Source organism: Achromobacter sp. UMC46, assembly GCF_014170335.1.
In the GTDB taxonomy this organism is placed as follows: domain Bacteria; phylum Pseudomonadota; class Gammaproteobacteria; order Burkholderiales; family Burkholderiaceae_B; genus Achromobacter.
Window position 1 is genome coordinate 420,525 of sequence record NZ_LZZS01000004.1, and the last position, 25,962, is coordinate 446,486.

28 protein-coding genes and 1 pseudogene are annotated in these 25,962 nt (G+C 66.0%); 11 read left to right on the forward strand and 18 right to left on the reverse strand.

Annotated elements, in window-relative coordinates; translation table 11 throughout:
• Positions 1-6: 6 nt before the first annotated feature.
• The 11 genes from A9973_RS04755 to pcp form a co-directional block, all read right to left on the reverse strand.
• Complete coding sequence (locus A9973_RS04755) at positions 7-837, reverse strand: amino acid ABC transporter ATP-binding protein (RefSeq protein WP_183012615.1); 831 nt, start codon at positions 835-837, stop codon at positions 7-9.
• Positions 824-1,642 carry an amino acid ABC transporter permease gene (locus A9973_RS04760; protein WP_183012616.1) on the reverse strand — a complete coding sequence of 273 codons (819 nt, stop codon included), beginning with the start codon at positions 1,640-1,642 and terminating at the stop codon, positions 824-826. Before A9973_RS04760 ends, A9973_RS04755 begins: the two co-directional genes overlap by 14 nt.
• Positions 1,632-2,369, reverse strand: a complete 738-nt coding sequence (locus A9973_RS04765) for an amino acid ABC transporter permease (protein WP_183012617.1) — start codon at positions 2,367-2,369, stop codon at positions 1,632-1,634. Before A9973_RS04765 ends, A9973_RS04760 begins: the two co-directional genes overlap by 11 nt.
• Positions 2,366-3,613, reverse strand: coding sequence for an aminotransferase class I/II-fold pyridoxal phosphate-dependent enzyme (locus tag A9973_RS04770; protein ID WP_183012618.1), 1,248 nt, complete (start codon positions 3,611-3,613; stop codon positions 2,366-2,368). The genes A9973_RS04765 and A9973_RS04770 overlap by 4 nt, the downstream gene beginning before the upstream one ends.
• Complete coding sequence (locus tag A9973_RS04775; protein WP_183012619.1) at positions 3,610-5,034, reverse strand: FAD-binding oxidoreductase; 1,425 nt, start codon at positions 5,032-5,034, stop codon at positions 3,610-3,612. The genes A9973_RS04770 and A9973_RS04775 overlap by 4 nt, the downstream gene beginning before the upstream one ends.
• On the reverse strand, positions 5,031-5,927 hold the full coding sequence (locus A9973_RS04780; protein WP_370539458.1) for a transporter substrate-binding domain-containing protein: 897 nt from the start codon (positions 5,925-5,927) through the stop codon (positions 5,031-5,033). The genes A9973_RS04775 and A9973_RS04780 overlap by 4 nt, the downstream gene beginning before the upstream one ends.
• A 34-nt stretch (positions 5,928-5,961) precedes the next feature.
• Positions 5,962-6,798 carry a transporter substrate-binding domain-containing protein gene (locus tag A9973_RS04785; protein WP_183012620.1) on the reverse strand — a complete coding sequence of 279 codons (837 nt, stop codon included), beginning with the start codon at positions 6,796-6,798 and terminating at the stop codon, positions 5,962-5,964.
• 151 nt (positions 6,799-6,949) lie between these two features.
• Positions 6,950-7,984 (reverse strand): tripartite tricarboxylate transporter substrate binding protein, encoded by a 1,035-nt coding sequence (locus A9973_RS04790; protein WP_183012621.1) that lies wholly within the window; start codon positions 7,982-7,984, stop codon positions 6,950-6,952.
• Positions 7,981-8,910, reverse strand: coding sequence for a TauD/TfdA family dioxygenase (locus A9973_RS04795; RefSeq protein WP_183012622.1), 930 nt, complete (start codon positions 8,908-8,910; stop codon positions 7,981-7,983). The genes A9973_RS04790 and A9973_RS04795 overlap by 4 nt, the downstream gene beginning before the upstream one ends.
• A gap of 107 nt (positions 8,911-9,017) precedes the next feature.
• Complete coding sequence (locus A9973_RS04800; protein ID WP_183012623.1) at positions 9,018-9,932, reverse strand: alpha/beta fold hydrolase; 915 nt, start codon at positions 9,930-9,932, stop codon at positions 9,018-9,020.
• Positions 9,933-9,947: 15 nt separating this feature from the next.
• Positions 9,948-10,595, reverse strand: coding sequence for a pyroglutamyl-peptidase I (pcp, locus tag A9973_RS04805; RefSeq protein WP_183012624.1), 648 nt, complete (start codon positions 10,593-10,595; stop codon positions 9,948-9,950).
• Positions 10,596-10,687: 92 nt separating this feature from the next.
• On the opposite strand from pcp, the gene A9973_RS04810 reads away from it, so the two are divergent.
• Entirely contained in the window at positions 10,688-11,614 is a 927-nt protein-coding gene (locus A9973_RS04810) for a LysR family transcriptional regulator (RefSeq protein WP_183012625.1), read from the forward strand.
• Positions 11,615-11,623: 9 nt separating this feature from the next.
• Here the strand turns inward: A9973_RS04810 and A9973_RS04815 are convergent, their stop codons facing one another.
• The 3 genes from A9973_RS04815 to A9973_RS04825 form a co-directional block, all read right to left on the reverse strand.
• Entirely contained in the window at positions 11,624-12,277 is a 654-nt protein-coding gene (locus A9973_RS04815) for a hypothetical protein (RefSeq protein WP_183012626.1), read from the reverse strand.
• Positions 12,278-12,281: 4 nt separating this feature from the next.
• A complete protein-coding gene (locus tag A9973_RS04820) occupies positions 12,282-13,076 on the reverse strand; it encodes a hypothetical protein (RefSeq protein ID WP_183012627.1) in 795 nt (264 codons plus the stop codon).
• 159 nt (positions 13,077-13,235) lie between these two features.
• The gene (locus tag A9973_RS04825; protein ID WP_183012628.1) at positions 13,236-14,399 is read right to left on the reverse strand and encodes an alpha-hydroxy acid oxidase; all 1,164 of its coding nucleotides are present in this window, start codon (positions 14,397-14,399) and stop codon (positions 13,236-13,238) included.
• Positions 14,400-14,570: 171 nt separating this feature from the next.
• On the opposite strand from A9973_RS04825, the gene A9973_RS04830 reads away from it, so the two are divergent.
• From A9973_RS04830 to A9973_RS04840, 3 genes are all read left to right on the forward strand, one after another.
• Positions 14,571-15,470: a LysR family transcriptional regulator gene (locus A9973_RS04830; protein ID WP_183012629.1), complete on the forward strand. Its 900-nt coding sequence runs from the start codon at positions 14,571-14,573 to the stop codon at positions 15,468-15,470.
• A gap of 121 nt (positions 15,471-15,591) precedes the next feature.
• Positions 15,592-16,656, forward strand: a complete 1,065-nt coding sequence (locus A9973_RS04835; RefSeq protein WP_183012630.1) for a hydroxyacid dehydrogenase — start codon at positions 15,592-15,594, stop codon at positions 16,654-16,656.
• A gap of 93 nt (positions 16,657-16,749) precedes the next feature.
• Positions 16,750-17,748 (forward strand): tripartite tricarboxylate transporter substrate binding protein, encoded by a 999-nt coding sequence (locus A9973_RS04840; RefSeq protein ID WP_183012631.1) that lies wholly within the window; start codon positions 16,750-16,752, stop codon positions 17,746-17,748.
• Between the two features lie 24 nt (positions 17,749-17,772).
• Here A9973_RS04840 and A9973_RS04845 read toward each other — a convergent pair whose 3' ends face one another.
• Positions 17,773-18,606: a DUF4189 domain-containing protein gene (locus A9973_RS04845; protein WP_183012632.1), complete on the reverse strand. Its 834-nt coding sequence runs from the start codon at positions 18,604-18,606 to the stop codon at positions 17,773-17,775.
• Positions 18,607-18,896: 290 nt separating this feature from the next.
• On the opposite strand from A9973_RS04845, the gene A9973_RS04850 reads away from it, so the two are divergent.
• Positions 18,897-19,469 (forward strand): hypothetical protein, encoded by a 573-nt coding sequence (locus A9973_RS04850; RefSeq protein WP_183012633.1) that lies wholly within the window; start codon positions 18,897-18,899, stop codon positions 19,467-19,469.
• Positions 19,470-19,478: 9 nt separating this feature from the next.
• On the opposite strand, the gene A9973_RS04855 is transcribed toward A9973_RS04850, so the two are convergent.
• Positions 19,479-19,883 carry a RidA family protein gene (locus A9973_RS04855; protein ID WP_183012634.1) on the reverse strand — a complete coding sequence of 135 codons (405 nt, stop codon included), beginning with the start codon at positions 19,881-19,883 and terminating at the stop codon, positions 19,479-19,481.
• A gap of 143 nt (positions 19,884-20,026) precedes the next feature.
• Between A9973_RS04855 and A9973_RS04860 the strand changes: the two genes are divergently transcribed.
• Together A9973_RS04860 and A9973_RS04865 are read left to right on the forward strand one after the other, a co-directional pair.
• A complete protein-coding gene (locus A9973_RS04860) occupies positions 20,027-20,995 on the forward strand; it encodes a LysR family transcriptional regulator (RefSeq protein ID WP_183012635.1) in 969 nt (322 codons plus the stop codon).
• A pseudogene (locus A9973_RS04865) lies at positions 20,928-21,413 on the forward strand (hypothetical protein); the annotation flags it as partial. The gene A9973_RS04860 and the pseudogene A9973_RS04865, both read left to right, overlap by 68 nt.
• Here A9973_RS04865 and A9973_RS04870 read toward each other — a convergent pair.
• A complete protein-coding gene (locus A9973_RS04870) occupies positions 21,349-22,104 on the reverse strand; it encodes a sulfite exporter TauE/SafE family protein (RefSeq protein ID WP_183012636.1) in 756 nt (251 codons plus the stop codon). The pseudogene A9973_RS04865 and the gene A9973_RS04870 overlap by 65 nt on opposite strands.
• Before the next feature lie 147 nt (positions 22,105-22,251).
• Here A9973_RS04870 and A9973_RS04875 point away from each other — a divergent pair, with 147 nt between their 5' ends.
• Positions 22,252-22,785 (forward strand): GNAT family N-acetyltransferase, encoded by a 534-nt coding sequence (locus tag A9973_RS04875; protein WP_183012637.1) that lies wholly within the window; start codon positions 22,252-22,254, stop codon positions 22,783-22,785.
• A gap of 231 nt (positions 22,786-23,016) precedes the next feature.
• On the opposite strand, the gene A9973_RS04880 is transcribed toward A9973_RS04875, so the two are convergent.
• Positions 23,017-23,433, reverse strand: coding sequence for an Rrf2 family transcriptional regulator (locus tag A9973_RS04880; protein ID WP_183012638.1), 417 nt, complete (start codon positions 23,431-23,433; stop codon positions 23,017-23,019).
• Between the two features lie 72 nt (positions 23,434-23,505).
• Here A9973_RS04880 and A9973_RS04885 point away from each other — a divergent pair, with 72 nt between their 5' ends.
• The 3 genes from A9973_RS04885 to A9973_RS04895 all read left to right on the forward strand — a co-directional run bounded on the left by A9973_RS04885 (position 23,506) and on the right by A9973_RS04895 (position 25,941).
• Positions 23,506-24,483 (forward strand): alpha/beta fold hydrolase, encoded by a 978-nt coding sequence (locus tag A9973_RS04885; RefSeq protein ID WP_183012639.1) that lies wholly within the window; start codon positions 23,506-23,508, stop codon positions 24,481-24,483.
• Positions 24,484-24,551: 68 nt separating this feature from the next.
• On the forward strand, positions 24,552-24,854 hold the full coding sequence (locus A9973_RS04890; RefSeq protein ID WP_183012640.1) for a helix-turn-helix transcriptional regulator: 303 nt from the start codon (positions 24,552-24,554) through the stop codon (positions 24,852-24,854).
• 115 nt (positions 24,855-24,969) lie between these two features.
• The gene (locus A9973_RS04895) at positions 24,970-25,941 is read left to right on the forward strand and encodes a zinc-dependent alcohol dehydrogenase family protein (RefSeq protein WP_183012641.1); all 972 of its coding nucleotides are present in this window, start codon (positions 24,970-24,972) and stop codon (positions 25,939-25,941) included.
• The last annotated feature ends 21 nt before the right edge of the window (positions 25,942-25,962 follow it).

Below are 25,962 nucleotides of genomic sequence, written 5' to 3' on the forward strand. Positions count from 1 at the left end.
AGGGGATCACACCGCCAGACGCAGCGGATCAAAGGTCAGGTAGCTTGCGATGGGGTCGGGCAAGGCACGGCGGGCGGCGGGCGCGCCGGACGAGCGCTGCAGGAAGGCCCGCGTGCGTTCGCTGTGCGGCGCCCCGAAGATGCGCGACGGCGGCCCGGATTCGACGATGCGGCCGGCCTCGGTGAAGTACACGGTGTCGCTGACCTCTTCGGCAAAGCGCATTTCGTGCGTCACCAACACGCAGGTCAGGCCGTCCTGCACCAGGTCGCGGATGACGGTCAGCACTTCGCCCACCATTTCCGGGTCCAGCGCCGAGGTCACTTCGTCGAACAGGATCAGCTCGGGCTGCATGGTCAGCGCACGGGCGATGGCCACCCGCTGCTGCTGGCCGCCCGAGAGTTCTCCGGGATAGGCCTGCGCCTTGTGATCCATCCGCACCTTTGCCAGCAGCTCGCGTGCGCGGGCCTCGGCCTGCGCACGCGGTTGCCCGCCGACCTTGATGGGCGATATCACCAGGTTTTCAAGCACGCTCAGGTGGGGGAACAGGTTGTATTGCTGGAACACGAAGCCCACGCGCTTGCGCAGCGCGATGAAGTCGGATTCCGTCTTCAGCTTGTCCACGCGCACATCGCCCACCTGGATCGCGCCACGCTGCGGGCGCAGCAAGCCCGTGATGCAACGCAGGATGGTCGATTTACCCGAACCGGACGGGCCGATGATGGACACCGCCTGCCCCTGCTTGACCTCGACGTCGATACCCTGGAGCACCTCCGTATCGCCGAAAGCGAGGTGGACGTCGCGCAGGCTGACCAGCGGCGAAAAATCAATAATGTTCATGGCGTCGTTCCAGATACCGCGTCCAACGCGCGATGGGATAGCAATAGGCGAAGAAAAGCGCCAATAGCGTGAAATAGACCAGGATGGTGAAGTCGCTGCGGGCGACGGTGTTGCTGGCGACGGTGGCGGTGTCGACCAGGTCGTGCACGCCCACCAGCGAAGCCAGCGATGTGCTCATGGTGATGCTGGCCATCAGGTTCATCCAGGACGGCAGCATGCGCCGCACGCACTGCGGCAGCACGATCATCCGGAAGATCTGCGGCCGCCTGAACGCCAACGACTGCGCGGCCTCCCATTGGGCGCTGGGAATCGACTGGATCGCCCCGCGGAAGATCTCGGCCACGTTGGCGCTGGCCGGCAGCCCCAGCCCGATCACCACCTTGATCCAGTCCGGAAACGGCAGATACCAGCCCGCCACATTCACTTCGAACGGGAACACGTAGGTCGTGAAGTACACCAGCACCAGGATGGGCGCGTTGCGGAACAGCAGCACATAGGCTCGCGTCAGGCGCCGCAGCTGCCGCGACGGCGACAGGGACAGCGCACCCACCACCAGCCCGGCGACGGTGCCCAGCGCCATCGCCAGCAGGCTGATCTGGATGTTCATGCCCAGCCCGCGCAGCAACGCCGGCGACCAATGCCACAGCGCCAGCACGGCGGCGGGCGTCGTCCCGGTCACGGCCCACACGGCGCCTAGCGCCACCAGCGCCAGCAACAGCCCGAACCAGGGGTCGCGCAGCAAGGCGGGCATGAATCGTCCAGGCGCGTGCGTGCGGCCGGACGGCAATGCAAGGTCATTGGCCATAGCCGGGCATCCTCAAACGGTCTTCCAGCCAACGGCCCGCCACGCTGACCAGCCAGGTCAGCAGGCCGAAGTACAGCAGGATCAGCAGCAAAAGCTCCAGCACGTTGTCGCGGTGCGACCAGATCATGATGGATTCGTAGGTCACGTCGCCCACCGCGATGGCAGAGGCGATGGCGGTCATCTTCACCAGGTCCACCAGGTTGTTGACCAGCGCCGGCAAGGCGAAGCGCGCCGCCAGCGGCAGCTGCACCTGCACCAGGATCTGCCGCCGCGAAAACGCCAGCGAGCGCGCCGCCTCCATCGTCACCTGCGGCACGGCCTCGATGCCCGCACGCAGCGCTTCGGCATGGAACACGCCCTTGTGCAGCGCCACCACGATCACCACCCAGGCGAACGGCGTGATGGGGTTGCCGCCGCCCAGCTTCTGCGTGATCAACATGTTCAGCACCAGGAAGGCGCAGTACAGCTGCACCAGCGTGGGCGTGTTGCGGGTGACCTCCACAAAGGCCTGCAACGGCCGCGCCAGCCACGGCCGGCCGCTGGTCAGCGCCGCCGCGATCAGCACGCCGAACAGCAGGCTGACCGGAATGGTCCAGGCGCATAGCTGCAGTGTCACCAGCAGCCCGTGCCCGAACGCCGACAGTTCGCCCGGATCCTGGACGAAGCTGTAGTTAAGGCCCAGTGGCTTGAAGAACGCCACCCAGGCATGCAGCACCGAATCGATCATGCGGCGGCCTCCAGCGCCTCGCGCAGCGACAAGGCCGCCACCGCCCGCCCGATGCGCTCAAGCGCCACGTCGATGTTCGCGTCCGATGCGGCGAACGACAGCCGCAGATACGGCGACAAGCCATACGCCGCGCCGTGCACCACCGCCACGCCCTCTGATTCCAGCAACCAGTCCACGACGTCGCCGTCATCTTCGATGCGCCGACCGTCCGGGCGCGCCGCGCCGATCAGCCCGGCCACGCCGATCCAGGCGAAGAACGATCCCTGCGGCGCATGCACCTGCACGCCAGGCACCGCGCCCAGGCCGTTCACGACGCGTTCCGCGCGGCGCGCATAGGCTTTCCGGGCGGTCTCGACGAAGCCGTCGGCGGCCCCCTGCAAGGCCGCCAGCGCCGCCGCCTGCCCCAACGAGCTGGGGCCGGACGACACCTGCGACTGCACGGCTTCCAGCGCGTGGATCAGGGCCTGCGGGCCCGTTCCCCAGCCAATGCGCCACCCCGTCATGGCGTAGGCCTTGGACACGCCGTTCACCACCAGCGTGCGGCCCGCCAGGTCGGGCGCGGCGCGCAACCAGTGCGCGGGCGGCTGGCCAAACCAGATTTCTTCGTACATCTCGTCCCACAGCACCAGCACATGCGGCGCGCCGCGCAGCACGTCGGCCAGCGCCCGCAGTTCATCGGCCGTATAGACCGCGCCGGTCGGGTTGCCGGGCGAGTTCAGGATCAGCCACTTGGTGCGTGGCGTGATCGCGTCGCGCAACGCCTGGGGCGTCAGCTTGAAGCCGTCTTCCGCGCGCGTGCCGACGATCACCGGCACGCCGCCGTTAATGCGCACCGCGTCCGGGAAGGTGGGCCAGTACGGCGCCGAGACGATGACTTCGTCGCCGTCGTCCAGGGTGGCGTTCAGCGCCAGGTAGATCACCTGCTTGCCGCCGTTGGAGATGATGACGTTGGACGCGTCGACGTCCAGGCCGTGGCGCTGGCGATAGCCGTCGGCCACGGCGCGGCGCAGCGCCGCCGTGCCTGCGGTAGGCGTGTACTTCGTCTGCCCCTGGTCCAGCGCGGCACTGGCGGCGTCCTTGATCGGGGCCGGCGTATCGAAATCGGGCTCGCCCGAGGTCAGCACGATGATCGAGCGGCCCTCGGCCGCCAGACGCGCGGCGCGAGCGCCGGCGGCGGCGATGGGAGACAGCTCGGCGCTGCGGGCGCGGCGGGACAACACGCCGGGAAACAGGGTTTCGGTCATGACAGTACCTTTCCGGGATTCATCAGGTTCAAAGGATCCAGCGCCTGCTTGATGCGGCGCATCAGGGCCAGTTCCAGCGGGCTCTTGTAGCGGGGCAGCGCGTCGCGCTTGACCTGGCCGATGCCGTGCTCGGCGCTGATCGAACCGCCTTGGGCGTGCGCCTGCGCATGCACGATGTCGTGGATGCGGTCTTCCAGTTCAAACAGGTGGCGCACGGGCCGCGAGGGGTCGTGCGACACGTTGTAGTGCAGGTTGCCGTCGCCCAGATGGCCGAACGCCATCGGCCGCAGCCCCGCGTCCAGCGCGCGCAGGGCGTCGGCCGCACCACGCAGGAAGGCCGGAACGCACGAGATCGGCACTGAAATGTCGTGTTTGACGTTGCCGCCGTCGCGCGCCTGCGCCACGCCGATCGCCTCGTCGCGCAGGCGCCAGAATGCCGCCGACTGCTGGAGGTTGTGCGCGATCACCGCGTCGGCCAGCAGGCCGGCTTCCAGCGCCTCTTGGCCCAGCCGCAACAAGGCGGCGCCCGCGCCGTCGGGGGATTCCGAGGACGCTTCCAGCAAGGCATACCAGGGCTGGCCCAGCCCCGGCAGCGGCAGCGGCTGATCGGGCACATGGCGGGCCACCAGGTCCAGCACCGGCTGGCTGATCAGTTCGAAACCCGTCAACGCCGCGCCCAGGCGTTGGCGCGCCAGCGACAGGAAGGCCAGCGCCGCGTCGATGGACGGCAAGCCCACGAAGGCGCTCCCCTGCCCGCCCGGCAACGGATACAGTTTGAGGGTAGCGGCCGTGATCACGCCCAGCGTTCCTTCGCTGCCGATGTACAAGTCCCTAAGCGAATACCCGGTGTTGTCCTTGCGCAGGCCGCGCAGCCCGTTCCAGATCTCACCTTCGGCCGTCACCACCTCCAGCCCCAGCGTCAATTCGCGGGTGTTGCCGTAGCGCAGCACCTGCGTTCCGCCGGCATTGGTGGACAGGTTGCCGCCGATGGTGCAGCTGCCTTCCGACCCCAGGCTCAAGGGGAACAAGCGCTGCGCCTGGCGCGCGGCTTCCTGCACGGCGGCCAGCACGCAGCCGGCCTGCACCGTGATGGTGTCGTTGTCGGTATCCAGCGCCAGCACGCGGTTCAGCCGGCCCAGCGACAGCAGCACCGCCTGGCCGCCGGCCTCGGGCGTGGCACCGCCCATCAAACCGGTGTTGCCGCCTTGCGGCACGACCGGCACGCCGGCCGCCCGGCACAAGCGCAACACGGCCGCCACCTCTTCGGCGTCGGCCGGTCGCGCCACGGCCAGCGCCTGCCCGTGCAGGCGGCCGCGCTGGTCCGTCAAGTACGGCTCGGCGTCGGCACCGGTCCACACCCACTCCTGCCCCAGCCGGGCACGCAAGGCGGCCAGCAGGGAATCGGCGGTTGCGGCCGTCATGGCTTGGCCTGCGCCTCGGGCGGCGCGCTGTCGAACGTTCCGGCTTGCGCCTGCGCGGTCGCCTGCCTCAGGTAATCCGCCGGCACGCCGAAACGGTCGGCTTCCTTGGTCAGCAGGCCGGTCGTCAGCCAATCCCGGATCACGCCGTCGACGAAGGAGCGCGTGTCGGCTTCGTTGCGGCGCGTCCAGATGACCGTGGGCGACGGAATCAACTGGTCGGACGTGGCCAGCTCGAAGTCGTTCCATTCCTTGCCGTTCGGGCCATGCAGCGTCTCATACAGCGCCGGCTGGATGTGCACCGACGCATCGCAGCTGCCGCCCTTCAACGCCAGCAGCGACTCGGGGATGTTGCGCAGGCCCTTGACCACCGCGCCGTACGTATCCTGCAAAGGCTTGGCGAAATTGCTGCCCTGCGACACGCAGGCCACCTTGCCCTTCAGGTCTTCCCAGCGCTTGATGCCGCTTTTCTTCGACACCATCGCCGCGCCGCCCACCAGGTTGTAGGGCGTGGGCGCATAGCTCAGGATCTCGCTGCGCTCCTGCGTCCACTGGATGTTGGCGATCAGCAGGTCGACCTTGCCGGCCTGCAGGAATTGCACGCGCGTGGACGCCGTGACGGGCACGGTTTCCAGCGTCACGCCCAGGCGCTTCGCGATGTCGGCGCCCAGTTCGGTCTGAAAGCCGCCGACCTTGCCGGTCGCCGGGTCCAGGATGCCGAAGGGCGGGCTGGCGCCGTCCACGCCGATCACGATCTTGCCGCGCTGCTTGATCTTGTCCAGGGTGGCGTCCGCGTGCGCGGCGCCCGAGGCCAATCCGGCCAGGGCCGCGAGGGCGACAGCCGCTGCGGCCTTCAGCCCCGCCTTGCTTTCCGCCATGTTCATGCTGATATGCATCATGTCTGCTTTCCGTTCCAGTCCAGGCCCGCGCTTAGCTGCCTTGTTTGTATTTCGCGTTGAGTTCCTGCAGCAGCGGTTGCGCCGGTTCGATCCCCAGGCGTTTTTCCGTGGCGATCAGCCAGCCCGTGCGGTGCCAGTCCTGCACCACCTTGTCGACCGCGGCGATGGTGTCGGCCTCGCCCTTGCGGGTCCACACCACGGAGTTGGCCGGCAGCACGTCGGTAGCGATGGGCGCGTGGTAATCGGCCCATTCCGGATTGCTGCGCAGCAAGGGATGGATCAGCGTGGAATCGTGCACGGCCGCCACGCACTGGCCGCCCCGCAGCGCCAGCAGCGAATCCGACGAGCTCTTGTAGCCCTTGACTACCGCGCCGTAATCGGCCGACAGCGGCCGGGCGAAGCTGCTGCCCTGCGAGACGCACACCGGCTTGCCGCGCAGGTCTTCCCACTTGGCGATGCCGCTGGTCTTCAGCGTGGCGGCCGCGCCGCCCACCCGGAAGAACGGCGTGGGGGCATAGCCCAGGATGTCGGCGCGTTCCGGATTCAGCTCCATCGATGCGATCAGCAGGTCCACCTTGCCGGAGATCAGGAATTGCGTGCGGGTGGCGGTCTGCACCTGCACCAGCTCCGCCTTCACCCCCAGGCCGCGGGCCAGTTCACGCGCCAGTTCCGGATTCCAGCCCACCAGTTGCTGGGTGGCCGGGTCCAGCGATCCGAATACACCGCCGTTGGCCAGCACGCCGATGGTGACGGTGCCCCGCTCTTTGATCTTGTCCAGCGTGGCGTCGGCGTGGGCTATGCCTGCGGCCAACGCCAGCGCCAGCGCGATTGCGGTGCGGGCTGCGCCCGATGTCTTGCGGATTGCCATGTTGTCGTCTTGTCGTATGCATTGAACGGAGGTCCATGCTGCGGGCCGCGGGCCGGCAAGACAAAGAAGACTTTCAGATATCAATATGCGGGGCGTCGTTTCCCAGGGGGAAGACGCCTGTGCGCCTATAACGATATGACAGGAAACCGCACTACTTAAGCTTCACTTGCGCCGACGCGATCACGCGCCGATAGGTCGCGATGTCGTCCCGCACCGTCTGGTCCACGGCTTCGGGCGGGGTCGCCGCGATGGTGAAGCCCAGGTTCTCAAGCAGCGCCGCCGTCTCCGGTTCGCGCAGCACCGCCACCACGTCGCGGTTGATCCGGTCCACGATGGCGCGCGGCGTCGAAGCCGGCACCGAGAACCCTTGCCAGCTTTCGACCACATAGTCCGGCAGCCCGGCCTCCTGGATGGTCGGCACGTCCGGCAGCGCCTTGGAGCGGTATGGCGTGGTGACGGCCAGCGCCACGAGCTTGCCGTTGCGGACGTTCTCGGTGGCGGCGGCCAGCGTGATCAGCATGGCATCCACATGGCCGCCCAACACGTCCAGCGTGGCCGGCCCGCCGCCCGGATACGGGATCTGATTGGTCTTGGCCCCGATGCGTTCGTTCAGCAGCTCTACCGCCAGATGCTGCAAGCTGCCGGTGCCGCCCGGCAAGGCCAGCGATATCTCGCCCGGCCGCCGCTTGACCAGCGCCACGAACTCCTGGAATGTCTTCACGCCCAATCCCGGCCGCACGACCAGCAGTTGCGGATTCACGACCGCCTTGGTGACCCCTTGCAGGTCTTTTCCCGGGTCATAGGGCAGCTTTCCCGGTTGCAGCGCGTTCAGCGACAAGGCGTCGCCGCTCAACAGCAAGGTGTAGCCGTCGCCCCGCGCGTGCGCGACCGCCGCGTTGCCGATGGCGCTGCTGGCGCCCGGCTGATTCTCGACCACCACGCTCTGATGCCACTTTTCGCCCAGCTTCTGCGCCACCGTGCGCGCCAGCTTGTCGGCGCTGCCGCCCGCGGACACCGGCACGATGATCTTGACCGGGCGGTTCGGATAGCGGTTGGCGTCTTCGCCTGGCACCGGCGCGGAACCCGCGAAATTGCTCAACAGCCCCGCCCCCAGCACCACGCCCGCCACCAATCCCAGGCCTGCCCGCCATGCGGACTTGCCGGCCAATCTCTGCTTGACGCTCATGCCGCCGCCCCCGTGTCCACCCCGAACGCGCTGAACGGCTTGCCCAGCACGGCATTCGAATGGCGGCCATCCACGCCCACGGGCACGTCGCCCTCCAGGGTGATGCGATACAGCACCCGCTCCACGTCCAGATAGGCGAAGTCGCCAGGCCCCTGATGGGCGGTGGCGCGGTTGTCCCAGAAGGCGATGCTGCCGGGTTCCCAACGGAAGCGCACCGTGTACTCGGGCCGCGTGATTTCTTCGAAGAACAGGTTCAGCAAGTGCCGGCTTTCCTCTTCGTTGACCTCTTTGATGCGCCGCGTGAAGCCCGGATTCACGAACAACGCCCGTTCACCCGTTTCGGGCAGCACCCGCACCACGGGGTGTTCCGACACCAGCGGGCTGGCCTGCACGCGCTGCGCGTAGACGGTCTGATTATCGAAATCGCCGTTGTAGCCCCCGAACTGGTGGCGGGCCCATAGCGTGTCCGCCAGCGCGCGCAACGCGGGCGACAAGTGCTCATAGGCCGCCACCAGGTTGGTGAAGACCGTGTCGCCGCCATACGCAGGCACCTGATGCCCGGCGCGCAGGATGGATCCCGCAGGCGGATTGACCACGCCGGTCACATCGGTATGCCAGCGCTCGCCGCGACGGCCGGTCTTCGATGAGGACGAAATGGTGCGGATCTGCGGATAGCCTTCGGGCGGGTTGGCATCGTAGGGATGCGCCGAGGTCGGCCGCCCGAAATGCCGCGCAAACGCCAAATGCTGCGCGTGGTCGATATGCTGGTCGCGGAAGAACACGACCTTCCAGCGCAGCAACGCCGCCTTGATCTGGTCGACCTCGCCGCCGCTCAATGGCCGGGTCAGATCGACGCCGTGGATCTCGGCGCCGGTAAAGACGGAAAGCGGCCGGATATCCAGCCGCGTGTGTTCTACAGTGCTCATGTGCCGCCCCTGTCTGTTCGGTAAAAACAGGATAGGTGCGGCGCACGGCCCCAACAAATACCGATACGCAATGTGAAAATAGCCCGCCTTGCGTGCGCGGATGGGGACTATCCGCGGGTTTGCGTGGACGGTTGCGTCAGGAAGGCCAGCATGCGGCGCGCCAGTTCGCGCGGCTGCTCTTCGGGCAGATAATGGCCGCAATCATCCAGCACGCCGCCCTGCACGTCGCGTGCCAACGCCTTCAAGGCCGGGTACAGATCCGGCGCGCTTCCCTGGGCGCCGCCCAGCGCCAGCACCGGCACTGTCAGCGGCGTTCCGCGCAACGCCGCGTTCTGCGCCGCGTCTTCGCCGGCCGCGCGGTAATACCCCAGCATGCCCCGCAGGCCGCCCAGGGTCTGATAGACGCGTTCGTATTCATCGATGTCCGCACGGCTGAAGACGCCCGGCTTGTTGGCGGTCTTGCGCGAGAAGAACCATTCGATCAGGATGCGTTCCCGCCCGGCCAGCAGCGCTTCGGGCAGGTCCGGCACGCTGTTGAACAGGAAATGCCAGCTCCTCCAGTTGTCGGGCCCCAGTTCGATGGCGGGCTTCAACGTCACCCCCGGGATGTTGGCGTCAAGCAGCACCACGCGTTCGACCTCGGCGGCATAGCGGGCCGCATACGGGTACGCGATCCAGGCGCCGATGTCATGCCCCGCCAGCGCATAGCGCGTCAGGCCCATGGTGTGGAACAAGGCGCGCAACCGCTCGCCCGCCGTGCGCGTATCGTAGCCATCCAGCGGTTTGTCCGAATCGCCTTGCCCCGGCAGGTCCACGGCGAACACGCGGAAATGCGGCGCCAGCAGCGGCATGACCCGGCGCCACGCGTACCAGCTCTGCGGAAAACCCGCCAGCAGGATAAGGGCCGGCCCGGCGCCCCCTTCCACCACGTGAAAGCCCAGGCCATCCACCGATACCCGCCGATGCCGGAACGCCACGCCGTCCAGCGAGAAGGCGTCCGCGCTTGCCAATGAGTTCGTCATCTTGACTGCTCCGTTTCAATGCAGCGCGCCGCCGCCCAGTTTGATGTCTTGCGTGACGGCCAGCGAAGTCGCCACCATGATCTTCACGCCATGCACCAGCACGTCCAGCGCCAGGCTGGGCGCGCCGGGGTGGTGCGTGGCCATCTCGGGCAGATACGGCACGTGCACGAATCCCCCACGCAGCGCCGGCCGCTCGGTGGCGATGAAGTGGGCCAGTCCGTAGAAGATGGCGTTGCAGTTGTACGTGCCTGCCGTCAGCGATACCGAGGCTGGCACGCCGCCTGCGCGCAGATCGCGCACGATGGCCTTGATGGGCAAGGATGAAAAGTACGCGGCCGGACCGCCATCGACCACCGGTTCGTCGATGGGCTGATGGCCCTCGTTGTCAGGAATGCGCGCATCCACCACGTTGATCGCGACCCGCTCGATCGTCAGGTCGCTGCGCCCGCCCGCCTGGCCCAGGCAGATCACCACGTCCGGCTGCACGTCCTCGATCGCCTGCCGCAACACCCCCACCACCTTTCCGATCACGCAGGGCAGCTGGCGCGCCGCCAGACGCGCGCCGGCGACAATCTGCCCGTCCAGGCGGCGGGCGGCCTCCCAGGACGGATTGAGGGTTTCGCCGTCGAAGGGTTCGATTCCGGTGATCAGCACGGTGGGCATGGCATGTTCCTTTTCTGTATCCATGCCGGCCATGGTAGAAGCGCTTCCAACAATTGTTGAAATCGATAATCGTTATTCGTACTATTGATGGTATGAATCTATCCGCCGTAGACCTGAACCTGCTGGTCGCCTTCGAAGCGCTGTACGACACCCGCAACGTGACCTTGGCCGGACAGCGCATTCACCGCGCCCAGCCCTCGGTCAGCAGCGCGCTCAACCGGCTGCGCCGCGTCTTCAATGACGAACTCTTCGTGCGCACCGCCGACGGCATGCAGCCCACCGACCATGCGGTCGCGCTGATGCCCGCCATCCGCAGCGCGCTGGACCAGATCCGCCGCGCGCTGGCGCAAGGCGCAGGCTTCGACCCGGCGGCAGCCGATGGGCGCCGCTTCACGCTCGCCGCCAGCGACTACGCCGACGTCGTGCTGGTGCCGCACATCGTCGCCCGGCTACGGCGCGAAGCGCCCGCGGCCGACCTGCGCGTGGCCCGGCTGGACCGTGCCACCATTTATGAACAGCTGGACAACGGCACCGTGGATATCGCCATCGGCGGACACCTGACGCCGCCCAAGCGGATGCGCGTCACGTCTTTGTACGAGGAATCGTTCGTCTGCATCGCAGACAGGCAGCATCCGGGCCTGCGCGGCCGCAAGCTGAACCTGGACCGCTACGTGGCGCTGCCGCACGCGCTGTTCGCGCCCAGCGACGACGGGTCGGCGCGCGGCGTGGTGGACGCCGGCCTGGCGCGGCTGGGCCGCAAGCGCCGCGTCGCCTGCACTTTCGCGCACATCGTCGCGTTGCCGCACGCGGTGGCGGGCACGGACCTGATCGCCACCCTGGCGCGCCGCGCCGCATTGCGGCTGGCGGGCCAGAACCTGAGCCTGCGGCCCTTGCCGCCCGAAGTGGACCCGGGCCCCTTCGGCATCGACATGGTCTGCAGCCGGCGCGCGCCCGCCGACGCGGCCCTGGCGTGGTTGCAGGGCCTGGTCGAAAACGCGGTCAAAGACCTGACGGACTGATTCGGCGCCTTATTCGACGCCGGAGAAGAACGCGCATTGCCCCGGGTATCCGGGACGCGCATCGCAAGCCTTCAGGCATCCGGGCTTGCCGCCCGGGAAGCTCGCGGCCACCGACATCCCGAAACCGTACGTCGGCGTCGTCACGTCGAAGCGGCTTTCGCACACCGTCTTCGCGCTGTACGCGAACGTCATGCCTTCGCGCCGCCCATTGATGGCGAAGGCGACCTGAAAGCTGTTCATGCTGTTCCATCCCGGCCGCGGCAGCACGACGAAGCGGTAGCGCGTGGCGTCCAGGCGTTCGCCGAAAATTTTCAGTTGCGCGGCGGTCGTCCGGATGGCGGGCGACGGATATGGCAACGCCAGCAACGCCCGCGGATCGCCCAGCACGCCCAGGTCGAACCCCAGGCCTTTCTGGTAGAACGGCACGTCGATGCTGGGATAGCCGGAATACTCCAGCCGCTTGGCTTTCGTTCCGTACTCGTTCGTCTTCGGCTCGTAATCCGGCGCCCGCGCGAACGTCACGTCAAGCGTCATCGCCACATCGGCGGGATTGGCGTCTTCCGTGCGGGCATGCCTTTCATACACGTCGGCGCGGCCCGCGCACCCGGCAAGCAATACCGTGCACGCAAGCGCCAAGCCGCAAAATCCTTGATAGAAAGACATCACGTTATCGCCCCTGCCGGGTTTGGATCGGAAGCGCAACGGGCTTCAGGCCCTGCCCGATGAGTTGCCAGCCGTCCTTGCCTTCCTGCCATTGGAAATTCCGGTTGACCCATTCCGCCTTCATGTTGGCGTACAGGCGGCGCTGGTCGATACGCTTGCCTTCGTCCAGCGCTTCTTTGGCCTGCGCGTAGCTTTGGTCCCAGGCCGCCTTGAACGCCTTGCTTTGCATCGCCTTGGTGAACGGCACGCTGGCATAAGGGCCTTCGTCCGCCCCGCTCAGCCGGATCTCGTTGTCCAACAGCAGCGCGCCATGCCGGTTGTCGGGCGCCACCGACACCAGAAGCGGTATGGAATGCACATATTCCTTGGGCCGCAAATGCTCGAACCACAGCACCTGCCCCGTGGACGTCACCAGCGCGCGCGACCCCGCGGTGAACAGCAGCAGGTCCTGGCGCCCGGGCTGCGCGAACCCCATGTCCGGGTCGCGCATATCGACGGTCGGGCTCAGCACCCGCGCAAGCGGCGTGTCGTTCTGCACGGCGATCAGTATGGTGCCCACGCCCATGAACTCATCCGACACCGCCAACAGTATCGGCTGACCGCCTTGCGTCGGGCCCAGCGCCTTGACGTAGATGAACTCATACGCGTTCAGCGGCCGCAACACTTTGCCGCGATACTTGATTTGCCGCAGTTTGGACTTGGGGTAGCCCTCCAGCTCAAAGGCGCCGGCAAGCGGCGTGGTGGCCCTCATGTAGTCCGGCGCGGGTGCCGCTGCCTGCGCGTGCGCGGCGGCGGGCATCAACAAGGTCCATCCCAACACAACGCCGGCGCACGCTTGCGTACAGCGGCGACGCGTCACAAAGGTTCTACGCAGATGAAGCAAGGCATCCTTGGCGGACAGCGCCGCATGAAAGAGGTGCCCGCATTCTAGGCCAAGCCGGCGACCGGCGCAGTCGGCCTACCCGCCAGGCAACCGCAGCACGCAATCGGCGTCCAGCGCCTTCAGGTCCACCACGCCCAGCAAACCCATGTTGCGGCGGACTTCTTCCACGATCAGACCAATGGCATGAGCCACGCCGCGCTGCCCCGCCACCGCCGCCGCATAGTTGAAGGGCCGCCCCACGAACACGCAGCGCGCGCCCAGCGCCATCGCCTTCAATACGTCCGAGCCGCGCCGCACGCCGCTGTCCAGCATCACGTCCATGCCGCCCGCGGCATCCACCACCGCAGGCAAGGCCTGCAGGGGGGACAGGCTGCCGTCCAACTGCCTGCCGCCATGATTCGAGACGATCACACCGTCCAGGCCGTGCGCGCGGGCCGTGCGCGCATCCTCGGGATGCAGGATGCCCTTGATCACCATCTGCCCCTTCCAACGGCGGCGGATGGCCGCCACATGCGTCCAGTTCAAATGGCCGCGGTCCGAGAAGTCGCGCAGCACGTTGGCGGACAGGATCGGCGCGCCGCGTGTCGCATAGTTGTTCTCGAAGTGCGGCATACCGTGGCGCCATAGCGTGCGCAAAAACGTGCCGAACAACCAGCGCGGATGCGTCAGCCCCTGCCATGCCAGGCTTGCGCTGGGACGCAGCGGCGTCGAAAAGCCCGCCCGCACATTGTTTTCGCGATTGGCGTCCACCGGCGTATCCACCGTCAGCACCAGCGTCGTCACGCCGGCCGCCGCCACGCGGTCGATCAACGCGGCAATCTGCGCGTCGTCGCCGGGCAGGTAGGCCTGGAACCACGTGCCGGGCGCGGCCTGCATCACTTCCTCCAGCCGGATCAGCGACGATCCGCTCATGATGCACGGCACATCCGCGTCGGCCGCGGCGCGGGCCAGCACGATGTCGCCACGGTAACTGGACAAAGCCGAAATGCCCATGGGCGCCACGCCCACCGGCGCGGCATACTCCCGGCCCAGCACCGTGGCCCGTGTGCTGCGCCGGGACACGTCCACCAGCACTTTCGGCCGGAATCCGTACTGGGAAAAGGCCTGCCGGTTGCCGCGCTCGGACTGGCCGTCTTCCACCGCCCCGGACACGTAAGCGAAGATCGGCTTGGGCAAGCGCTTCTTCGCCGCCGCCTCGAAATCGTGCAGGCTGAGCAGATGGCGCAAAGGGTCGGACATGGCGTGGGCTCCTGTCGGCGGTCGGCCGATCATGGATTGGGGCCTCCGCGCAGTTGTCATTGGGTGGCGGACGACTATAGGCCCGGCGACAGTTTGAATAAAGTGACTTTATCGATATTCGTTATTACACTTTTATTCGCTCTTGATTCCCCCGACACTTCACCCCCCGCCATGACGCTCAAGCAACTTGAAGCCTTCTACTGGGCCGCCACCTGCAAGAACTTCGCCATCGCCGCGAACCGGCTGAATATCTCGGTGTCGTCGCTGTCAAAGCGCATCGGGGAACTCGAAGCATCCATCGGCGCGGACCTGTTCAGCCGCAGCGCGCGCAGCGCCACGCTGACTGCCTTGGGCGAACAACTGGTGCCGCACGCCAAAGACCTGCTGCGCAACGCCGACCAGTTCATGCAGCAGGCCAGCAACAACCTCACGTATTCGGGGCGTTGCCGATTCGGCGCGGGCGAGCTCACGTCGGTCACGTGGATGCCGCGGCTGATCGCGGAAATCCAGCGCGCGCATCCGAACCTGCTGGTGGAACCTTACGTGGGGGTGGGAGAACTGGTGGAGCGCGGGCTGGAAGACGGCGACCTGGATTTCGCCGTGATCGCCGGGCCGTCGTCGCGCGCGTCCATCGCGTCGCACCTGATCGGCAGCGCGGACTTCGACTGGGTGGCCTCATCCCGCGCGGTGCCCGATCCCAACGCGCTGACGCCCGCCGACCTGCCCGGGCTGACCTTGATCACGCAGCCGCAAAGCTCGGGCGTGATCCGCATGCTGGACGACTGGTTGACCGAACAAGGCGTGTCCCCCGGCCGCACCCAATGCTGCAACAGCTGGGGCGCCATCGCCGGCATGCTGCGCCAAGGCTTGGGGCTGGGTTTCCTGCCCAGCGCCTGGGCGCGCATCCTGATCCAGCGTGGCGATTTGAACCGCCTGCCCGGGCTGGCGCCCTTGCGCCCCCTGCCCTATACCTTCCAATGGCGGCGGGACGACACGCGGCCCATGCTGGACAGCCTGCGCATTCTGGCGCAAGACACGTTGGACTTCGACGCGCCAGCGGGAATGGTTTGAACCGGCAATTGTTTACTAAATTTCGCTCTTAGATCAGAAAATTATTCGCTTTATATCCGGTTTTTGCGCGGGTAGAGTCGCCTCGACAGCCCCTCATGCGCCTATACGGAGACAAGCCGCAATGCCGGATTTCGGTTCCACCCTGCAAGACTTCCCCAAACGCCTTTGCCGGCTGGACCTGTGGTTGAACCCGGTGTTCGACCAGACTATCGGCGCGGCGCCCGGCATCGGCTTGTCGGTGCTGCCGGCGCGCGGCGACGATGCGCGCACGCTGGCCGGCCTGAAGACGGCCCATGCCTATCACGTGTCCGCCGCCAAGGACGAACTGCCCCGCCAATGGTTCGTGAACGCCGAGCTGATCGCGCAATGTCCCGATCTGGTGTGCGTGTCCTCCGGCGGCGCGGGCTATGACACCGTGGACGTGCCGGCCTGCACCGCAGCCGGCATCGCGGTGGTGAACCAGGCGGGCGGCAACGCCGCGTCCGTCGCCGAACACACGTACGCGCTGTTGCTGGCCGTGCAGCGCCGCGTGGTCGAATCGCATCAACGCCTGCGCCACGACACCGGATTTTCCCGCGAAGACCTGATGGGCCACGAGATCCACGGCACGGTGATCGGCCTGGTGGGCATCGGGCAGATCGGGTCGCGGGTCGCACGCATCGCCCAAGGCTTCGGCATGCGCGTGATCGCGCATGATCCGCTGCTGGACGCCGACACCATCCGCCGCCGCGGCGCCGAACCCGTGTCGCTGGCCGACCTGCTGGCGCAATCCGATGTCGTATCGCTGCATTGCCCGCTGGACGCCTCCACGCGCGGCCTGGTGGATGCGCGCGCGTTCGCCGCCATGAAGCCGGGTGCCGTATTCATCTCGACCGCGCGCGGCGGCATCCATGACGAAGCGGCCTTGTACGACGCCTTGCGCGGCGGCCATCTGCGCGGCGCCGGCCTGGACGTCTGGCAGCAAGAGCCGCCCCCGCACGACGCGCCCTTGCTGGGCCTGCCCAATGTGGTCGCCACCTTCCATACGGCAGGCGTCACCCACGAGGCCCGGCGCAACGTCGCGCAGTCCTCCGCCACGCAATTGATCTTGATGCTGCGCGGCGAACGCCCGCCGCAACTGGTCAACCCCGAGGTCTGGCCCATCGCCGTCGCGCGCATCGCCAACTTGAATCCGCCGCCCTACTGATTTCCTGCCGTCCCCGCGACGCCTGCGCGGCGTTGCACCCCTTTCAAGAACAGCGCGGCACCAAGCCGCCGACCCATCCCCCGAGGAGACACCATGCAACAACCCAACAAGCGCCGCTCGCTGCGCATCCTGGCCGCGTCCGCCGCCCTGCTGTCGGGCGCCGCCCTTTTTGGCGGCGCGGCCCAAGCCGCCGGCTATCCGGAACGCCCCATCAACCTGATCGTGTCCTACGGCCCGGGCGGCGGCACGGACCTGGTCGCGCGCATGATGGCGCCGTTCCTGCAGAAGTACCTGGGCAACGATGCCCGCATCGTGGTGTTGAACCGCCCTGGCGCGGGCGGCGCCATCGGCTTCACCGAATTGGCCCGCGCGCAGCCCGACGGCTACACCATCGGCTTCATCAACACGCCCAACCTGCTGACCATCCCCATCGAACGCAAGTCCAGCTTCACCTGGCAAAGCTACGACTTGCTGGGCAACCTGATCGATGATCCGGGCGCCTTCACCGTGCGCAACGACAATGAATTGAAGACGCTGGCCGACCTGTCTGCCTATGCCAAGCAGAATCCCGGCAAGGTCACGGTAGGCACCACGGGCACGGGGTCGGACGACCACCTGGCCATGCTGCGTTTCGAGCGCGCCTCGGGCGCGAAGCTCAGCCACATTCCCTACAAGGGCGCGGGCGAAGTGCGCGGCGCGTTGGCAGGCGGAGAAATCACGATCGGCGCGATCAACGTGGGCGAAGCGCTGCAGTACCAGAAAGGCGGCACGCCACTGCGTTTCCTGGGGCAGATGGGCAAGGCGCGTTCAGAAGCACTGCCCGACGTGCCCACGTTCAAGGAACAGGGCTATGACGTTGAACTGGCGTCGTTGCGCGGCCTGGCCGCGCCCAAGGGGCTGCCGGCGGACGTGCGCGGCAAACTCGTGGACGCCGTGAAGCGCACGGTGGACGATCCGGAATTCCAGGCCAAGGCCCATGAAATGTTCGCCCCGCTACGCTACTTGCCCCCGGCCGACTACGCCCGCGAACTGGCGGCTGGCGAAGCCGAATTCCAGCAACTGTGGAAGGAAGCGCCCTGGCTGGACAAATAAGCGCAGCCAGGACCGCGCAAGCTCTTATTGCGACTTGACGTCTTCGCCCTTGTAGCCGTCGGCATAGGCGCGGCCCGAGCAGCGCACCATTGCCACGCAAGCCGGCGCGCCCGTCTTGGCCGTGCAAGTGGCGCGCGATTCCTCGCGCGCCGACACGGAGTCGGGGTTCAACGCCGTAAAGCGCGTGCCCCGGCCTTCGCTGCCCTTGACCCACGCCATGCCGACGCAGCTGTCCTTATAGGTCAGGAGCTTGCGGCAGTCTTTGCAGTCTTCCCATTTCAGCAACGTATTAAGCGCCTCGTCTTCCGTCGGATAGCCGTCCGCATAGACCACGCCGCCATCGGCGTTTTCCGCCACGGCGCCCCAATAGGCGCGGGTGTCCAGCTTGGCCGACAGCGCCTCCACATCGGCGGGTTTGGCCCGCTTCGCGGCCGCCAGGTCTTCGGCGCTATAGCCCGGGCCCGCGCACACGGGCATCGTCGTCAACCGGCATTTGCCGTCAGGGCTGGCCGCCGTGCAGCGGCGCATGGCCTTCTTGGCCGCCATTTCGGGCGACACGCTATTGCCCGGGAACAGGTCCTGGCGCGAATTGCGCGCATAAGCCATGCAGCTGTCCCAGAAGGTGGTCAGCGACTTGCACCCTTTTCCGCCCGCGCGTTTGCACTCGGCGACGGCTGCCATGTCGGCCCACTGCTTGGTTTTTTCCGGCCCCACCCAGTACACCTTGGAATGGTCGCCGTCCGTCGCCATAGCGCCGTAGACGCTTTGGGCGAACGCCGCGGGAGAAGCCAGGCCCGCCACGACGGCGAGAGCGGCGAATGCAGCGCGGATCAGGGGAAGAAATCGGGCAGGCATCATCGTCGGAATGAGGGATCGAGTGGGGAGCGGGGACGATCTTAGCAAGAAGCCCTTCTGGTCTGTCCCCCTGTGAATACCCCCTGCCGGCATATTGCGTAACAAATTTCACATGCTTAGAGGACGATACTGGCCCCGTTTTCCGGTAAAAATGTCGAACTTTCTTAAGCACGCCGTCAGCGTCCGGCGCTTGCGCTGCGGGGACCTCCGCCTCAGCCCTGCCTGAAGCTGTCACATAAAGAAACAAACGCGTTGAGCCACCTTGACCTGCCACGGAGCATCGACAGCACGCCATGAAGTCGCCCCAGCCCTCCCCGATCCGCCGCACGCCGCTCTGGTTGCCGGCCAGCCTGATTGCCGCTGCGGCCACCCTGTCCGGCTGCGCACCGATGCCCACCGGCGGCAGCTCCGCGATGCCGTCACTGGGCAACGTGTTCAAGTCCGGCCTGTCGTTCTCGCCCAGCGTGAACGTGGCCAAGAACATGGAAGGCCGCTCGATCAATGACGCCATCGCCGCGTTGGGCGAACCGTCCAAGACGCGCGTCGTCGGCAACGAAGTGGAGCTGGAGTGGTCCGACTATCAGACCGCCCCCTACACGGAATGGGTCACCACCGGCTCCAGTCAGCAGGTCGTCGGCATGATCGCCGCCACCAACACCACCGCCGCCACGCCGGTGTTCCAAACGAACACGACAGGCCACTACCAGGACCGCTCGCGAGTCTATGAATGCACGGTGCTGATGCGGATGCAGAACAGCGTCATCGTCAGCTCCAGTGTCGACGGCAACGTCTGCCCGGAATTCATCGCGTCGCTGCGCAAATGGGCGGGTGAAAACGAGGCGAACAACTACGTCGTGAAGAAGTAGGCGGCCGGGTCAGTCCTGCGCCGCGCCCGGCAGCTTCGCGATCACCTTGATCTCGAAGTCGAAGCCGTACAGCCACGTCACGCCCACGGCCGTCAGAGCCGGATGCGGCGCCTCGCCCCAGTATTCCGGCACCACTTGCCAGACGGTTTCGAACTTGGACTGCGGGTCGATCATGAAGACCGTCACGTCCACCACATCGTCGAACGTGCAGCCCGCCGCCTTCAAGATGGCGTTCAGGTTTTCAAACGCCCGCCGCACCTGTGTTTGAAGTTCCGGTTCGGGCGAGCCGTCTTCGCGGCTGCCGACCTGCCCCGACACGAACAGGAAGCCGTTGGACCGGACGGCCGGCGAATAGCGGTTGCGTTCATAAAGCGCCTGGCGGCCAGGGGGAAAAACGACGTCGCGGCTTGCCATGAATCCTCTCCATTTATGGGCCGGAAGCGGCCCGTCATTAACGAAGGCTTCACTGTAAAGACCCGCCTGGCGCCGATAAACGGGCAATACTGTCCATCACTGTTTGTAGAATCCAAACAATCCGCGCAACCCTGGGAACCGCCATGGACCGATTCGATGCGATGCAGGCCTTCGCCCGCGTGGTGGAAGCCGGCAGCTTCACCAAGGCGGCGGAAACGCTGCACATGAGCAAAACCAGCGTCACGCAACTGGTGCAGCAGCTGGAGGCGCGCCTGCGCGTCAAATTGCTGAACCGCACCACACGCCGCGTCGCCGTCACCGCCGACGGCGCCGCCTACTACGAACGCGTGATCAAACTGCTGGCCGACATGGACGACGCCGAAACCGGCTTGTCCGCCGCGTCGGCCGCGCCCCGGGGCCGCCTTCGCGTGGACGTGCCCAGCCCGCTGGCCCGCATGATCCTGATCCCTGCGCTGCCCGCATTCCATGCGCGCTATCCCGACATCCAGTTGGACATGGGCGTCAGCGACCGCATCGTGGATATCCTCGGCGAGAACGTGGACTGCGTGGTGCGCGGCGGCGAAATCACCGACCAGTCGCTGATGGCGCGTCGGGTCGCCGACCTGCGGCTGGGCGTCTACGCCGCCCCCGCCTATCTGGAACGCGCCGGCCTGCCCTCGCACCCGCAAGAACTGGAAGATACGCATCACCGGATCGTGGGCTATCTGTGGTCGCGCATCGGCCGCGCGTTCCCCTACGCCATGCACCGCGGCGACGAAAGCGTCAACGTGCACGGGCGCTACGTGTTGGCGGTGGACGACGGCAACGCCTATCTGGCTGCGGGATTGGCGGGAATGGGCGTGCTGTGGCTGCCCGATTACATGGCCCGGCCCTACCTGACACGCGGGGAACTGGTGCCGCTGTTCGAAGACTGGCGCCTGGATCCGATGCCGCTCACCATCGCGTTCCCGCCGAACCGGCATGTCAGCGCCAAGCTGCGCCTGTTCATCGATTGGGTGGCGGAATTGATGGGGCCCTACGCGCCGGATCCTGGATTGGTCGCGCGCGCAGGTCGCGCTGATGCGCCCCACGCCAAGCACGCGCGCGCTTGAAGCCATCATGCGCGACCTGATCCATGCCCGCGACGGTGCAACGTATTTCGCCGAGCGCGTGTGGGGCGTGTCGCAGCGCCAAGATCTGGGCGGCGGTCATCCGCTGGTCGGACGCAGCATGCCCGACTTCGAACTGGCCAATGGCAAGAGAGCCGGTCTGCTTCTACGCGGCGGTAAAGCACTGTTTCTGGACTTCGATGCCAGCGCAGCACTTGCGGGCTTGCTACGCCCCGGGCAACCGCAGGGCGACTACGCCAGTTGCGACGCCCAAGACCGCTTGGGCTTGCGGGCAGTGCTGGTGCGCCCGGACGGCATTGTCGCCTGGGCCTGCGACACCGCCCCCGACGGCGTCGCTATGCCAGGCGTTCCAACAAGCGGGGCACGGCGGACGCCAGCAGCGCCAGGCCGGACACCGTAAGCAAGCCCAGGACGATCTGCCGGAAACGCGCCTCGCTGATGCCGATGTAAAGCTTCGCCCCCAGCAACGTCGGCACCAGCATCGCGGGCGCTACGATGGCGAACATCGGCACCATGTCGCGCGTCACGATCCCGGTGGCCAGGTACGTGCCCATCGTCACCGCCAGCATGGACAGGTTGAAGTTCTGGATGATGGCGCGCTGCTTGTCTTTTTCGAAGCCGCGCAGCGTGCACCACAGCGTAGGCAACGACCCCGAAAACCCGCCAATGCCGCCCAGCACGCCGCCCGCGAACCCCACCGTCCCGTCCGCCAACCGCCCGCCTGCCGTGATCTTCGGCAGGTTCTTGGCCAGCAGCATGATCGGGCACCAGACGATCAGCAATGCGCCGAGCAGCGCCTTGAACCAATCCATATCCAGATGCGGCAGCACGGCCACCCCAAGCGGAATACCCGCCAGGCCGCCCAACACGAACGGCAGCAGCAGCTTCAGATTGAAGCCGCGCCTGACCGTAACGGCCGCCAGCACCTGCCCCACCAGCGCACCGAATACCGCAAGCGTGGCCGCCAGTCGCGGCTCTAGCGCCCAGGCCCAAAACGACATCGCCACAAGCCCGAACGCGAAGCCTGACAAGCCCTGCACGAAACCGGCGACCACCGCGCCCAGCGCCACCATCAGATACACCGATTCCATCGTCGTCCTCTTATGCTCTACTTTCTGGCCTCGCGATTATTCTTGGCGAGTGGATTGAATTGTGATTCAGACCCATAAGAGAAAAATTCGAATTCTTGATGGACGAATAATGGATTGCTGATGACGCGTCCACGACCCAGGCCACCGATGGAACCCATACTGATTGCATTACCCCCCGCAGCGCAAGCGTCTCTACGACCGCTTCAGGCCACGGATGCCGCGGCATGGTCGGCCTACCTGAACCAGCCGGGCGTCATCGAACATACCAGCTGGGGCGATATCAGTCCGTCGGCACTTGCGGAACTCATCCATGGCTACGCGGGCCGGGGGGATGCGTTGCGATGGGCCATCGTGGGTGCATGCGGCGGGTTATTTGGCACGGTGGGTCTGAACGATATTTCCCAAGCGAATGGGCGGGCTGAACTGGCCTATGACCTGGACCCGCGCCATACCGGCCGCGGCTTGGCGACGCACGCTGCGCGCGCCGTCATCGGCTGGGCGCACGATGCCATGGACCTCCAGCGCATCCAGGCCACCGTCCTGGACAGCAACACCCCGTCCATTGCGGTCGTGGAGCGCGCGGGAATGCACTGCGAGGGATTAATGCGGCAGTACCGAAAGGTGCGCGGACAGGCGCGCGATTATTGGATGTACGCGGCCGTTCGTGACGCGTCCCAATAACGTATCCGACTACAATTTCCTGCAGCATGGATCCATCAGGAACGTTAGCAATGCCAACGCAGTTATTCTTTCAATCTAATGGGAACGAGGATGCGGCTTGGTCTGTTGTTATTGATAGCGTTCATTGCGGCGACTGCGCATTCGGCAAATCTTCCATGCTCCGGCAAGAAAGGAGGAATAGACCGATGTATCGGAGAGCAGTTTCTTTGCCGTGATGGATCGGCCATGCCTTCAGCGCGCGACGATCTCCGACGCCAGCTCGGCTAGCGACTTCCTGCCCAAGTGCCGCAGCAAGGCCTCCTCGCCTTCACGCAGGGCATCCCCCACCCACTGATTCGCGGCACGCTCGACCGGGCAAGCCGGATTGTCGTCGGCCGGACCGATGGCAAAGACGGAACCATGGGCGATCGCCTCATAGACATCCCGCGCCGTGATGGTGTCCAACCCCTTGGCCAGCGCCCATCCCCCGTTTCGCCCGCCCGTGGACGTGACCATGCCGGCCGTGCGTAGCGCCGCCATGGTCCGGCGCACCACGACCTCGTTGGTGTGCAGCATCTGGGCCAGCGTTGCCGAAGTGGTCATGCCGCCGCGCAAATCCATATGGATCAGCACGTGCAGCAGGCGCGCAAGACGTGTGTCATAGGCCATTGGGTTAATATACCGTAACTTTAACTGTTACGCTATTATAGCGGCATTGCAATCTTTCTCCGAGCGCCCACAATGACTGACCTTGAAACCCGGAATGTGAACGTCAACGGCATCACACTGCATGTCACCGCGCAAGGCGAAGGCCCGCTTGTCTTGCTGTGCCACGGCTTTCCCGAAACCTCCCACGCGTGGCGCCACCAGCTTCCCGCCCTGGCCCTTGCGGGCTATCGCGCCATCGCCCCCGATTTGCGCGGCTACGGCGCCAGCGAAAGTCCGGCGGACGTGGCGGCGTATACGACCCTGGACGTGATCGGCGATCTGGTCGCGTTGATCGACAACGAGGGCGCGGATGACGCCGTGATCGTCGGAGGCGATTGGGGCGCCAATATCGCGTGGCAGGCCGCGCAGATACGGCCCGACCGCTTTCGCGCCATTGCCGCGCTGGGCGTCCCCATGATGGGCCGGCCCCCCGTCCCGCCCAGCCGGCTGTTCCCCAGAACGGAATCGGCGATGTTCTATACGCACTACTTCAGTCAACCGGGCGTGGCTGAACAGGAGTTCGAACGGGACGTCAGCGCAACGCTGCGCGCCATCTACTTCGCCGCGTCGGGCAATGCCGGGCCTCGCGACGAACCGGGCACGCCCAATCCCTTCGGCATGGTGGCCAACGGTCGTGGCCTGCTCGATTCGCTGCCTATCCCCGAAACACTGCCAGCCTGGCTTGCCCCGCTGGACCTGGATGTGTTTGTCCAGAGCTACAAGGCCAGCGGCTTTCGCGGCGGGCTTAACTATTACCGGAATCTGGACCGTAATTGGGCCCTGCAGGGCGCACTGGACGGCAAGACGGTCGACGTACCCGCCCTGTATCTTGTGGGCGGACGCGACACGGGACTGGCGATCCCGGGCATGGACCAGATCATCAACGCCATGCCGAGCCTCGTTCCCCGATTGCGCTCGACCGAAGTGATCCCCCACGCGGGGCATTGGCTGCAGCAGGAGGCGCCTCGCGAAGTCAATGACGCGCTGGTCGAATTCCTGCGGGGGCTTTGACGGCTGCCCTTCGCCGCCGCGGCCACTTCGCATATTGACATATCGGTAAATCTCGATACAATCGCCGCATGGAATTGCTCGAAATATTCAAAGCCCTCTCGAACCGCACGCGCCTTGAAATCTTGAAAGGTTTGAAGGATCCCGCGACGCACTTCCCCCCGCAGGATGAGGGGGATGTTCATACGGTGGGCGTCTGCGTCAGCAGCATCCAGGAAGGCGTCGGGCTGTCGCAGTCGACGGTGTCTGACTATCTTGCGACCCTGCAGCGTGCAGGCCTGGTTGAAGTCAGGCGCATCGGCCAGTGGACTTACTACAAGCGGAACGAAGCGGCCATCAGTGCGCTTGCCGAGATCATCGGGAAAGAGCTGTAATTTTTACCTCGAACCTTTTTCGCCCCTTCTTTTCACTCCTTCTTTTCATGCCCTTTTTTTATTCCAATACATCGGTATTTCCCGATATCCCTTTTTTTCGAACTTAGGAACTGCAATGAAAGCGATCACCCTTAAATCATTTGGCGGCCCCGACTCGTTCGAGCTTTGCGATGTGCCCAAACCGGTGCCCCACACAGGACAAGTCCTGGTCCGCGTGCATGCCACCTCCATCAATCCCTTGGACTACCAGGTCCGGCGCGGCGATTATCCTGACCTGGTCCCCTTGCCCGCCATTACCGGACACGACGTCTCTGGCGTCGTCGAAGCCGTCGGGCCGGGTGTGACGGCCTTCTCCCCCGGAGACGAAGTCTGGTACACCCCGCAGATTTTCGACGGGCAAGGAAGCTATGCCGAATACCACGTGGCCGCTGAGGCCATCGTCGGAAAGAAGCCGCCTTCGCTAAGCCATCTTGAAGCGGCAAGCCTGACCTTGGTGGGCGGAACGGCGTGGGAAGCCCTGGTCGTGCGCGCGGCGCTGCGAGTGGGCGAAACCATCCTGATACATGGCGGCGCCGGAGGCGTCGGCCATGTGGCGATCCAGCTGGCAAAAGCCATCGGCGCAAAGGTGTTCACGACGGTGCGCGAATCCAGCGCTGATTTCGCACGCGGCCTGGGTGCCGACGGGGTCATCGACTACGAAAAGGAAGACTACGTCGAGGCCGTCATGCGAGCAACGGGGGGCCGCGGCGTCGACGTCGTGTTCGACACCGTCGGCGGCCACACCTTGTCGCGCAGCCCCGACGCGCTTGCACAACTTGGCCGGGTCGTCACGATCGTGGACATCGCGCAACCACAGAACCTCGTCCAGGCTTGGGGCAAGAACGCGAGCTACCACTTCGTCTTCACCCGCCAACACCGCGGCAAGCTTGATGAGTTGAGCGCGTTGATCGCGCGCGGCCAGCTGCGGCCACACCTTGGCGCGGTGTACTCGCTTGCCGACATTCCGCTCGCCCACGCCCGGTTGGAGGCGCCGAACAACGGTATCCAGGGAAAGCTCGCGATTGCAGTGGTGCCGCCAGCTGAATGAAGGATGGTGTCAGCGCCGACG